At 63.2% G+C, this 12208-nt stretch carries 10 protein-coding genes; 4 read left to right on the top strand and 6 right to left on the bottom strand.

Annotated features, from left to right (window positions below; translation table 11 throughout):
* Window positions 1-2: 2 nt before the first annotated feature.
* The 4 genes from BSF40_RS16165 to BSF40_RS16150 all read right to left on the bottom strand — a co-directional run bounded on the left by BSF40_RS16165 (window position 3) and on the right by BSF40_RS16150 (window position 4348).
* A complete protein-coding gene (locus BSF40_RS16165; protein ID WP_095965821.1) occupies window positions 3-875 on the bottom strand; it encodes an ABC transporter permease in 873 nt (290 codons plus the stop codon).
* Window positions 876-885: 10 nt separating this feature from the next.
* Window positions 886-1998 carry an ABC transporter substrate-binding protein gene (locus BSF40_RS16160; protein ID WP_095965820.1) on the bottom strand — a complete coding sequence of 371 codons (1113 nt, stop codon included), beginning with the start codon at window positions 1996-1998 and terminating at the stop codon, window positions 886-888.
* An 89-nt stretch (window positions 1999-2087) separates the two neighbouring features.
* Window positions 2088-3179, bottom strand: coding sequence for an ABC transporter ATP-binding protein (locus tag BSF40_RS16155; RefSeq protein WP_095965819.1), 1092 nt, complete (start codon window positions 3177-3179; stop codon window positions 2088-2090).
* A gap of 263 nt (window positions 3180-3442) precedes the next feature.
* Window positions 3443-4348, bottom strand: a complete 906-nt coding sequence (locus BSF40_RS16150; protein ID WP_095965818.1) for a LysR substrate-binding domain-containing protein — start codon at window positions 4346-4348, stop codon at window positions 3443-3445.
* Between the two features lie 279 nt (window positions 4349-4627).
* Between BSF40_RS16150 and BSF40_RS16145 the strand changes: the two genes are divergently transcribed.
* From BSF40_RS16145 to BSF40_RS16130, 4 genes are all read left to right on the top strand, one after another.
* Complete coding sequence (locus tag BSF40_RS16145; protein ID WP_095965817.1) at window positions 4628-6232, top strand: 5-guanidino-2-oxopentanoate decarboxylase; 1605 nt, start codon at window positions 4628-4630, stop codon at window positions 6230-6232.
* Window positions 6233-6313: 81 nt separating this feature from the next.
* Window positions 6314-8062 carry an amidohydrolase gene (locus tag BSF40_RS16140; protein ID WP_095965816.1) on the top strand — a complete coding sequence of 583 codons (1749 nt, stop codon included), beginning with the start codon at window positions 6314-6316 and terminating at the stop codon, window positions 8060-8062.
* Complete coding sequence (locus BSF40_RS16135) at window positions 8059-9009, top strand: GTP-binding protein (RefSeq protein ID WP_095965815.1); 951 nt, start codon at window positions 8059-8061, stop codon at window positions 9007-9009. Before BSF40_RS16140 ends, BSF40_RS16135 begins: the two co-directional genes overlap by 4 nt.
* Complete coding sequence (locus BSF40_RS16130; protein WP_095965814.1) at window positions 9006-9761, top strand: class II aldolase/adducin family protein; 756 nt, start codon at window positions 9006-9008, stop codon at window positions 9759-9761. The genes BSF40_RS16135 and BSF40_RS16130 overlap by 4 nt, the downstream gene beginning before the upstream one ends.
* Before the next feature lie 127 nt (window positions 9762-9888).
* On the opposite strand, the gene BSF40_RS16125 is transcribed toward BSF40_RS16130, so the two are convergent.
* On the bottom strand, window positions 9889-11409 hold the full coding sequence (locus tag BSF40_RS16125; RefSeq protein ID WP_095965813.1) for a HAMP domain-containing sensor histidine kinase: 1521 nt from the start codon (window positions 11407-11409) through the stop codon (window positions 9889-9891).
* Window positions 11406-12125, bottom strand: a complete 720-nt coding sequence (locus BSF40_RS16120) for a response regulator transcription factor (protein ID WP_095965812.1) — start codon at window positions 12123-12125, stop codon at window positions 11406-11408. Before BSF40_RS16120 ends, BSF40_RS16125 begins: the two co-directional genes overlap by 4 nt.
* Between the last annotated feature and the right edge of the window lie 83 nt (window positions 12126-12208).

Raw genomic sequence — 12208 nt, 5'->3', positions numbered from 1 at the left:
TCTCAGCCTACCAGTCGGTTGACGCGGGTCATTTTCAACAGCACCCAGATCAGCGCGCTGACCAGGGCCAGCAACACCACGCTCAGTGCCGCGCCCAGGCCCCAGTTGCTGGTCTGGAACATTTGCAGGAACACATACTCGGCGATCATCACCGTTTGCCCGCCACCCAACAGCACCGGGGTGATGAAGAAGCCCAGGCAGAACACGAAGACCATGATGAACGCGCCCAGAATGCCCGGCAGGGTCTGCGGCAGCAGCACTTGCCAGAAGGTGCGCAAGGCACCGGCCCCCAGGCCGCGCGAGGCCATGAGCACACGCTGGTCGAGTTGACGCATGGTCGACAACAGCGGGAACACCGCGTACGGGATCATCACGTGGAGCATGCCAATGACCACGCCTATCTCATTGCGGCTCAGTTGCAGCGGCTGGTCGATCAGCCCCATGCCCATCAGGCCGTTGTTGAGCACGCCGTTGCTGCGCAGGGCGATCAACCAGCCGAAGGCCCGCACCAGCACGGAAATCCAGAACGGAATGAAGATGCAGATCTCCACCACGCGCTGCCAGAACGGCGGGCTGAACACCCAGCAGTAGGCCAGCAGGTAACCGATCATCAAGGCCAGGCCACTGACGGTCAGGCACAGGCGCAACGTGCGCCAGAGCATTTCGTGGATCGCCGGGTCGGTGGCGATGCGCTGGTACTGCTCGATGCCCGGCGTCGGCAGCGAGAAGCTCCAGCCGACCACGCCGAGGAATGGCAGCACGTAGAAGACCAGCAGCAACACCGGCAGCGGAAACAGCAACAGGCCGCGCTCCAGGCCCGGCGAGCTGAAGCGGGGCTTGGGGGCGGTCAGGGTCGAGGTCAGGGTGGTGGTCATGGTCACAGGCTCACTTGGACAACCGCGTCAGGTACTCTTCCAGGGCTTTGGAGTAGTTGTCGGCGTACCACTGGGCGTTGAGAGCGATCTGCTTTTTCAGGTTTTCTTCGGAGGCGCAGTTGGCTTCCAGTTGCTTGGCCGACATCAGCTTTTCCGTGGCGCTGTTGGAAGGCCCGTTGCCCAGCAGTTCGAACAGCTTGAGCTGGCCTTCAGGCTGCAAGGCTTGCTGGATGAACTGCATGGTCGGTTGAGTGCCGCCGGGGTTGCCGTTCAATACCGCCCAACTGCTGGAGTTGATGAAACCGTTGTCGAAGCTCCAGCGCACGCGGTTGTCGGTGTCTTCGCTGAGCAGCTTGGCGCGGGTGTGCCAGATCGCACCCACCGACACCTCGCCGTCGACCATCAGTTGCTGGCTCTCGGCCCCCGAACTCCAGAACGACAAGACGTGCGGCTTGATCTCGTCGATCTTCTTCATCGCCCTCGGCACGTCCAGCGGGTACAGCTGATCGGCCGGAACTCCGTCGGCCAGGAGCGCCGCTTCGAGCATGCCGTTCATCCATTTGTACAGCGTGCGCTTGCCGGGGAATTTCTTCACGTCCCAGAAATCGGCCCAGGTCTTGGGCCCGTTTTCACCGAATTTTTCGCTGTCCCAGGCCATCACGTAGCTGAACTGGTAGCTGGCGATGCCGTAATCGGAAGAGAGCGCCGGGGCCACCTGATCGCGCTTGATGGTGTTGTAGTCCAGTGGCTGCAGGATCTTTTCCCGGCCCAGCACGATGGCGCTGTAGCTCTCGACGTCGACCACGTCCCAGCTCGGTTGGCCGCTGGCCAGTTGCGAGCGGATGGCGCCTTCGGTCGGGCCGGCTCCGTCGATGCGCACCTGGATGCCGGTGTTCTTGGTGAAGGTGTCGGTCCACGCCGAGCGGAACGCGTTCAGGGCGTCGCCGCCCCAGTTGACCACCACCAGCGGCTTGTCCGCCGACCAGCTGATGCCGCTGCGCAGCGCCAATGGCACCGCGGCCAGCAGGCCCATGGCCTGGATGAAGGTGCGGCGGTTGATCTGACCGTCGCGGGCCTTTTCGATAAGCACTTCGATGCAGTCTTGTTGGTGATCCTGGCGCATGGGCAAGTCCTCAGTTGGCGGGTGCCTGCATGGGCACCGGCCTTTTTGTTGTCATTGGAAGAGAGCTTTGTGACGCAGTTTTTTGCGGTTCAGGCCTGTAGCAGGAAGCTTTGCTGCACCGGCCAGCTCAGCCACACCGGCGCGCCGCCGGGCATCGACGCCCCCGGGTGATTGCCGGGTACGGACAGGTTGATCGGTAGCGTGTCGCCGCCGACCTTGAGCGCCAGATGGGTGCTGGAGCCTTGATAAACCTTGTCGGTGAGTTGCGCGGGCATCACGTTGTAGCCCTCCCGGGTCGGGCACTCGCTGTGCAGCTCCATGTGCTCGGGGCGCACGGCCAGCACGATCGGTGCCGCACTCAGTGCGTTCGGCGCCTGGGCATGCAATACGCTGGTGCCGCAGCGGCCGCTGGCGGTCTGGCCGTTGCGGGTCAGGTTGTCCAGCGGGAACAGGTTCATCTTGCCCAGGAACTCGGCGACGAAACGGCTCTCGGGGCGGTTGTAGATGTTCTCCGGGGTGTCGACCTGGGTCAGCTTGCCGTGGTTGAAAATCGCGATGCGCGAGGACAGCGCCAGCGCTTCGTTCTGGTCGTGGGTGACGAACACGAAACTGGTACCGACCTGACGGTGGATGCGTTGCAGCTCGGTTTGCAGTTGTTCGCGCAGGTTCTTGTCCAGCGCCGACAGTGGCTCGTCGAGCAGCAGAAGTTCCGGCTCGAACACCAGCGCCCGGGCAATCGCCACGCGCTGCTGCTGGCCGCCGGACATTTCGGCGGGTTTCTTGTGCATGTGTGCACCGAGGCCGACCACTTCAAGGATGTGCTTGACCCGGCGATTGCGTTCTTCAACGGGGACTTTGCGGATGCGCAGCGGGTAGGCCACGTTGTCGGCCACGCTCATGTGCGGGAACAGCGCATAACCCTGGAACACCATGCCGTAGTTCCGCTTCTCGGCGGAACGCCGGATGATGTCGACGCCTTGCTCCATCAGCTTGCCCGAGGTCGGGCTGAGGAAACCGGCCAGAATCATCAGCAAGGTGGTTTTGCCCGAGCCGGACGGACCCAGCAGGGTAAGAAATTCACCTTGGCGAACGTCGAGATCGACGTTATCCAGCGCCGCGAAACGGCCGTAATACTGGCTGATACCTTGAGCGCTGAGCTGAATCGCTGAACGGCTGGACACTATGGAGTTCCTCTTTTTATTGCCCATAAGACGTACGAGGACGGATGCGAATCCGAAATGGGCTTTGGGCTTATTATTGTTAAAAATATCGCTACATCAATGGAATTATTTTGCTCGTATTGGTTAGTTTTTTTACCCAATTTGAGGGCCTGTAGGAGCGAGCTTGCTCGCGATGGTCGCCAACGATTACGCGCCCAAACTGACACCCAACGGTGTTCTCTGGTTTTTCGCGAGCAAGCTCGCTCCTACAGGGGAATGGGGTGTCAGAGGGTGTCCTGCCAGGTCTGGCGGGACGATTGCAGCTGGGTCTTGACCCAGTTGCTGAAGGCCTGGACCACGGCGCGGTCGGCCTTTTGCGGGTCTGCCGCCAGGTAGTAGCCACGGTGCAAATCGATGGTGATGTCGAACGGGCGCACCAGCAAACCCTTGGATAACGCATCACCGCTGATCAGGTTGTCACCGATGGCGATGCCCTGGCCGGCAATGCACGCGGACTGGGCGCAGTGCGCATCGGAGAACAGGATGCCGCTCGTCGCATTGACCCCGGAAGCCCCCGCAGCGGTCAGCCACACGCGCCAGTCCGAGTAGTCGGTCATGTGCAGCAGGGGGTAGCTGCTCAGTTCCTGCGGGCTTTTCAGACCGCCCAAGGCGTTGATCAGGCGCGGGCTGCACACCGGGAAGAAACGCAATGCCACGATCTCCTCGACGATCATTTCCGGCCAGTCGCCAATCCCGTAGGCGATGCACAGGTCGGCAGCCGGGTTATTTACGTCATCCGGCGTGCGGGGCGAAATCAGCTGCAGTTGCACTTGCGGGTACTGGCGCAGAAACGCACCGATGTGGTGGCACAACCAATAGGTGGCGAACCCCGGCGCGCAACTGACGCACAGCCGCCCGGAGATTTCCTGGTCGTCGACCAACTGTCCGGCGTCGAGCAGGTTCAACAGAATCCCGTGCACTTCCCGCGCATAGCGTTCGCCCTGATACGTCAGGCCGATGCCTCGGCCAATGCGCTCGGTCAGGGCGAAACCGACACACTCCTCAAGCTTGCTGATCTGGTGGCTGATGGCGCTGCGGGTCAGGTTCAGTTCACGGGCTGCGATCGACACGCTGCCCAGACGGGCAACCGCATCCAGCGCACGAAGGGCTGTCATCGAAGGAAGACGCATAAATCATCCCGCTGAAAGTTGAAAGAAACAGGCAATCGCTGAACCCCTGTGGCGAGGGAGCTTGCTCCCGCTCGACTGCGCAGCAGTCGCTGGTAATGGGGCCCTACGCGACCCAGCGGGAGCAAGCTCCCTCGCCACAAGGTTAGCGCTTGCTCTTCTGTATGGTGACGTAAATCGAACAGTCAGGCCAAAAAAAATCGATTGTTGTATCGGTTGATTCAACAATACTAGCCCCATTCGTCGTTGGGCCGAGCTGGCCCCTTATCCAAGAGGTGCTGCATGACCCGTTGTGCCGAGGCGCTCGTTCAGTTGCTGGAAGGCTATGGTGTTGAAACCGTCTTCGGTATTCCCGGCGTGCACACCGTCGAGTTGTACCGTGGCCTGCACGGCAGTCGCCTGAAGCACATCAGCCCGCGCCACGAGCAGGGCGCCGGGTTCATGGCGGACGGTTATGCCCGTGCCAGCGGCAAGCCCGGGGTGTGCTTCATCATCACCGGACCGGGCATGACCAACATCATCACCGCCATGGGCCAGGCCTATGCCGACTCGGTGCCGATGCTGGTGATTTCCACCTGCAACCGTCGCGAACACCTGCGCCTGGGCCATGGCCACCTGCATGAATTGCCGGATCAGCGCGCGCTGGTCGCCGGGGTCTGTGCTTTCAGCCATACGCTGCAACACCCGTCGCAATTGCCGGAAGTGCTGGCACGGGCCTTTGCCTTGTTTGGCTGTACGCGGCCGCGACCGGTGCACATCGAAATTCCGCTGGATGTGCTGGAGATGTCTGCCGACGGCCTGGACTTGCGTGCGCGTTCATTGCCGGCCGCGCCAGCCCCGGCGCCGGAAGCCATCGATGACGCCGTGGCCCTGATCAACAACGCCAAGCGTCCGTTGATTCTCGCCGGTGGTGGCGCACGCCGGGCCAGTGAGGTCCTGACCGCACTCGCCGAACGCCTGCAGGCCCCTGTGGCGCTGACCACCAACGCCCGCGGTTTGCTGGCCCCAGAGCATCCTTTGCTGCTCGACGGTGTGCAGTCCTCGGCCCATGGTCGCGAACTGTTTGCCGAGGCCGACCTGGTGCTGGCCGTCGGCACCGAGTTGGGGGAAACCGACTACGACTTTTTCGGTCTTGGCCCTGTGCAGTTCAAGGCACCACTGATTCGACTGGATATCGATCCCATGCAAATACTCGGCGTACAAGCGGCCGCGGTCGGCTTGCTGGGCGATGCCGGGCAAGGCTTGCTTTTGTTGCTCGATCGCCTGCCGCAGCGCCAGGCCGATCCAGCCTGGGCGGCTGAACGAGTGACCCAGGTCAACGCCCTCGAACACGCCGGCTGGAGCGCCAGACAATCCCGTATGCAAGCGCTGCTCGATACCCTGCGCGATCACTTGCCGCAGCCTCTGATCGTCGGCGATTCGACCCAACCGGTGTACCAGGGCGCGCTCGGCTACCGGGCGCCAACCCCCAATAGCTGGTTCAACGCCGGCAGCGGCTACGGCACCCTCGGCTACGGTTTGCCCGCCGCCATCGGCGCCAAGCTGGCCCAACCTTTGCGCCCGGTGGTGGCGTTGGTCGGCGACGGTGGCTTGCAGTTTTCCAGTGCCGAACTGATCGCCGCCAAAGAGGCCGGCGTCGGCGTGATCCTGCTGCTGTGGAACAACAGCAGCTACGCCGAGATTCGCGACTACATGAACGCCAAGGCGGTGCCGTTGCTAGGGGTGGACATCCTCACGCCGGACTTCGCTGCGCTGGCGCAAAGCTGCCACGTCAGCCATCACCGAGCACGTGATTTGGACGGCTTGCGCGAGCTGCTGGGGCAACTCGGCAGTAGCGATGAGCCGGTGATGATCGAGGTCGACGCCGCCATGTTTTTGGCTGACTAAAACAACAACAATTTTTTCAGGTCGCCGAAACGTAGATCGTCCGGCAGACCTTTCAATCTCCTGAACTCAAAGGTGGCTTACATGGCTGAGTCCGATAACTTTTCCTCTACCCATTCCGTGCAGGGGACCTACGCCGACCTGATCCTGGCCAACGGTCGTATCTACACCCAGGACCCGGCCAACCCGTGGGCCGAGGCCGTGGCCATCCGCGACGGCAAGTTGATCGCAGTCGCCAGCCTCGGCCAGATCGAGATGTTCAAGGGCCCGAACACCCGCGTGCACGACCTGCAAGGCGCATTCTGCATGCCGGGCCTGCACGACATGCACACGCACCCCGACCTCGCATTGGCGCCGCGCTACGCCGATGACCTCGACGTCGGCATCGAAGACCCGACCCCGGAGCAGTTGCGCGAAAGCATCCTCGCCTATGCCGACAGTCATCCCGGCGACGGCTGGATCTACGGTCAGTACTGGGTGCGCTACACCTTCCGCGAGGCCGGCCTGACCCCGGGCCGCGAGTGGCTCGACAGCGTCATGCCGGACCGTCCGGTGGCTCTGCTCGACCGCATGTGGGGCACCATGATGGTCAACTCCAAGGCCCTGGAGCTGGCCGGCATCGATCGCCACACGTCCGACCCGCGTAACGGTTATTTCGAGCGTGACGAGCTGAGCGGCGAACCTACCGGCCTGATGATCGACGGTGCCTACGCGATGATCCACGCCGCCATGCCACCGACACCGGTCAGCGTGCTGCGTCGCGCCTACCGCGATGGCGTGCACTTCCAGAGCTCGCGCGGCGTCACGGCGAGCAAATACGTGCACGTCTGCGAACAGCGTTTGCAGGCCCTCAAGGAACTCGACGACTGCGGCGAACTGACGGTGCGCATCGAAGCGGCGATCAGTTGGCAGGACGACATCTTCCCGGTGCGTCGTCGCTGGGAGCTGCTGGCCGGCGAACGTCACTACTACCGCAGCGCGCGCCTGAGCGCCAACGCGGTGAAGTTTCACTTCGACGGCACCGTGGAGCCGAAGTCTTCGTACCTGCTGACCCCGTGGCCGCAGGAGTCGAGCTGGCGCGGCAAGCTCAACCTGACCCCGGAACACATCACCGACATGGTGGTGGACATGGACCGCAAGGGCATCCGCGTGATCGCCCACTGCACCGGTGACGGCGCGTCCGATGTGTTCCTCGATGCCGTGGCCGAGGCCCGTCGTCGCAACGGTTTCAGCGGTGTGCGCCACCAGTGCGCCCACAGCACCTTGCTGCACCCCGGCAACCTGCCGCGCTTCAAGGAGCTGAATGTCATCGCCGAATTTTCCCCGGCCGCCTGGTACCCGACGCCGTTTGCCAGCGGCGCGCGTTCCGGTTACGGCCAGGAACGCCTCAAGCGCATCTACGATTTCAAAGGCGTGCTCGCCGCCGGTGGCACTGCGGTGATGGGCACCGACTGGCCGGTGGCGTCCATCGACCCGTGGCTGGCGCTGGAAACCATGATCACCCGGCAGAACCCATGGAACGACGACCCGGCGTGCTTCGGCGACCCGATCAGCCTCGAACAGGCGCTGACCGTGATCACCAGCAACGGCGCCGTGGCCATGGGCCTGGAACACAGCACCGGCAGCCTGCAAGTGGGCAAGTCGGCGGACCTGATCGTCATCGACCGCGACCTGTTCGCTGCACCGGCACGCAACTACATCCACAAGACCCAGGTGCTGCTGACCTTCGTTGAAGGGCAGCTGGTCTACGACCGCCACTCAACCCTGGAAACCGTCGGCCTCAAAGCCGTCTGGCAAGGCGAACCACCGGTGCTGGAGGGCAAGGCAGAATGACTTCCCCACGTATCGCCGTGACCGTGGTGTCGGGTTTTCTCGGCGCCGGTAAAACCACACTACTCAACCGCATGGTGCGCCGTGCCGAAGGCAGTCGGCTGGCGGTGATCGTCAACGATTTCGGCGAGCTGAACATCGATGCGGCCATCGTTTCCGAAGTCACCGACGCGGTGTACAGCCTGCAAAACGGCTGCATCTGCTGTACGGTGCAGGAAGACCTGCTGGCGCAACTCGCCAGCCTGGCGCAGCTTGAACCAAGGTTGGAGCGTATCGTCATCGAGTGCAGCGGTGTGTCCGATCCGCAGCGCATCGTGCAAACCCTGGCCTACCCGCAACTGCGCAGCCAGATGCAACTGGACATGGTGATTACGGTGGTCGACGTCACCCGCCATCTGCAACTCGACGGTGAATACGCGCGCCTGGCTCGGGCGCAGGTGGCCGCTGCCGACCTGCTGTTGCTGAACAAGACCGACCTGGTCGACGAGGCGCAGTTGCAGGCGTTGCGCAATGCACTGGGCGCCAGGACGCGTGTGCATGAAAGTGTGCAAGCCGAGTTGCCCGATGCGTTGTGGCTGGATACCGATCTGGACCTTGAGCCTCGGGCGCAGAAACCGCTGACCCGGGTGTCCGATGGCGATCACGGCGAGATGTTCAGCAGCTGGTTGTGGCAGAGCAACGCGGCCCTCGATGTCGAGTGCTTGCGTGGCTGGTTGAGGGCGCTGCCCAGTGATGTATTCCGGGTCAAAGGCCTGGTGTTGCTGACGCCGGGCAGCACGGCGCACTGGCTGCAACATGTCGGCACCCGCAGTCAGTTTCTGCCGGCGCTGGATGACGCCCAGGCCAACACCACACGCCTGGTGTTCATCGCTCGCCGGGGCTTCGATGGCTGGGAGGCCTTGGGGCAAGGGCTGGAAGATTGCACTGTGAAAGAGGTAGCCGGGGTATGACATCGACAGAGCAACGTCTGCGTGAAGAGTTGGCCGCCTGCTACCGCTTGATTGCGCACTTTCGCATGACCGATTTGATCTTCACCCACATCTCGGTGCGCATTCCGGGGCCGGAGCATCACTTTCTGATCAACCCCTACGGGCTGATGTTCGACGAAATCACCGCGTCCAATCTGGTCAAGATCGACCTCGATGGCCACGCTGTGGAGTCGTCGCCGTACCCGGTGAACCCGGCCGGTTTCGTGATCCACAGTGCCATCCATGGTGCCCGTGACGATGCGCAATGTGTGCTGCACACCCACACCAAATCCGGGTGTGCGGTGGCGGCGTTGAAGTGCGGGTTGTTGCCGGTCAATCAGATTTCCATGGAGTTCTACGGTCGCGTCGCTTATCACGATTACGAAGGGGTGGCGCTGGACCTGAGTGAGCAGCAACGGCTGGTGGCGGACCTGGGTGACAAGCCGGTGTTGATGCTGCGCAACCATGGCTTGCTGACGGTGGGCGAAACGGTGAGCCAGGCGTTCCTGCGCATGTACTACCTGGAAAAAGCCTGCGAAATCCAGTTGGCCGCGCAAGCGGCCGGTGAAGTTGTTCTGCCGTCGCACGAGGTCTGCGCGCACACCGAGCGGCAGTTCAATGATCCGGGGCGGCCGTTGGATGAGGGCGAGTTCGATGACCCGGATGCCATGCAACTGGCCTGGGCGGCCTTGTTGCGGATGCTGGATCGAGTGGCGCCGGGTTATCGCGACTGATCCAGATCCTGTGTTGTTTGAGCCGGCCTCTTCGCGAGCAAGTCGGATCGCCGCACCGCCGCTCCCACAGGGGAATGCATTCCAAATGTGGGAGCGGGCTTGCTCGCGAAGCAGGCGCCGCGGTCTGTCAGGCCTGCCTCGGCGTATTGAGGTTCATCGACCGCACCGCCAGCGCCGACGCTGTCTCTTCATCGATCGGCAACGAAAAACGAAAGGTCGCCCCCCGTCCCGGCACATCGATCAACTGAATCTCGCGCCCGTGCAATTGCAGGATGCGATGCACGATCCGCAGCCCCAGCCCGCCATCACGCCGTGCGCCGCCGATATTGAACGGGCGCAGGAACAAACCTTCGCGCAGCTCCGGGGCAATGCCCGGGCCGGTGTCGCTGACCGTGACTTCGATGAATGAACCTTGCGGGCGCAGGCCCAGTTCGATGTCTCCACCTGGCGGTGTATGGCGCAGGGCATTGTCGAACAGGTTGGTCAGCACCCGCTCGATCAAGCCGAGATCCGCGCAGGCCGCCGAGGCGTTTGGCGCGAACCTGGCCTTGAGTTCGACCTGGCGCGCTTCGGCGGTGAGTTCGAATTTCTGGAAGATGTCCTGGGCCAGGTCGGTCAGGGAAAAGCGTTCCAGCACTGGCTGCACGAAGCCGTGTTCCAGCCGCACCAGTTCCAGCAACGACTGCGCCAGACCTCCGACCTTGCGGCTCTGGTCCAGTGCGATGCCGAGGTAGCGACGGCGGTCGGCAGGGGACAGCGTGGCGTCCTTGAGCGACAGGGTTTCCAGATAACCGTGCAGCGAGGCCAGCGGCGTGCGCAAGTCGTGGGAGATGTTCGCCACCAGTTCGCGGCGCTCCTGGTCCTGGCGGGTCAACGAGCGCCATTGTTCGCCCAGGCGGGCCTGCATCTGCCGGAACGCGGCATCGAGCACGGCGATTTCATCGTGGCTGGCGGCTTTTTCCACCGCGACGGGCAGGGCCGGTGTGACTGGTACGCCGTCGATGTCGAACTGGCTGACGGTTTCGGTCAGGCGGCGCAACGGCCGGGTGATCAGGGCAAACGCGGTGAGGCCGGCAATCAGGCACAGCAATGCCACAAGGCCAATGGACAGCAGCGCTGTGTTGAGCGCCGCGCTGGTTGCACCGCGTTCGGCCAGGCGGTCGTGATCCTCACCGAGCAGCACCACGTAGAGATAGCCCACCGGCTTGCCATCCACCTTCAGCGGTGCTGCGCTGAACACCTTGCGCGCATCGACGCTGCGCGGGTCGTCGCCGGGAATGGGCAGCGGATCGCCCCGCAGCAGGCGCTGGATCGGCGCGAGGTCGACCCGCTCCCGACGGATCCGGCCTTCGGGCGCGGCACTGCCGATAAGCTTGCCCTCGGTGTCGAGCAGGTACACCTCGACACTGGGGTTGACCTGCATCAGCTTGCTGAACAAATCACGCACGGCATTGGGCATCAGGCCCTGGGTGTCCATCAGCACCGTGTCGCTGGCGATGTGCTGCGCCAGGTCCCGGGACAAGCCTTGCACCACTTCCTGTTCATGCAACTTGTTGGAGCGCACCTGCATCCACGCCGACGTGCCGCAGCACACCAGCAGCAGCACGGCGAACACCAGGGACAGGCGTTGCGTCAGGGTCAGCCTCATGGCCGCGGCTCCTCCCCGGTGGCGAATTTGTAGCCGCGGCCCCAGACAGTGAGGATGCGTACAGGCTGCGCCGGATCGGTCTCGATCTTGGCGCGCAGGCGGTTGATGTGGGTGTTGACCGTGTGCTCGTAGCCTTCGTGGCTGTAGCCCCACACGGCGTTGAGCAGGTCCATGCGCGAAAACACCTTGCCGGGCTGGCGGGCGAAGAAGTACAGCAAGTCGAACTCCCGGGGCGTGAGGTCCAGGCGTCGTCCGTCGAGGGCCACCTCGCGGGTGATCGGGTCGATCGCCAGGCCGTCGGTGAGCAGGCTGCCGGCGTCCATCTTCAGGTTGCGCGCCATGGCATCGACCCGGCGCAGCAGCGCCTTGACCCGGGCCACCAGCTCGAGCATGGAAAAGGGCTTGGCCAGATAGTCGTCGGCACCCAGTTCGAGGCCGAGAATCCGGTGCACTTCGCTGGAGCGCGCGCTGGTGATGATGATCGGCGTGTAGCGCGCCATGGCCCGGGCGCGGCGGCAGATTTCCAGGCCGTCGACACCGGGCAGCATCAGGTCGAGGACCAGTGCGTCCCAGTTGCCTTGCTGCAGCAGGCGCATGCCTTCATCGCCATCGGCGCTGTGCACCACCTCGAACTGCTCATCGCGAAGATGCAGGCAGATCAGGTCGGCGATGTGCTGGTCGTCCTCGACCACGAGGACGCGTTTGGTCTGTTCCATCCAGGTCAATCCTTCGGTGCAATGAGCGCATTGTGCGAAATGCAACCACTGTAGGAGCGAGCTTGCTCGCGAAAAACTTGAGG

It is taken from the genome of Pseudomonas sp. ACN5 (genome assembly GCF_002303975.1).
GTDB classification, from domain to species: domain Bacteria; phylum Pseudomonadota; class Gammaproteobacteria; order Pseudomonadales; family Pseudomonadaceae; genus Aquipseudomonas; species Aquipseudomonas laurylsulfatiphila.
The sequence above is the reverse complement of the archived record's forward strand: the minus strand, read 5'-3'. Positions and strand labels throughout refer to the sequence as shown.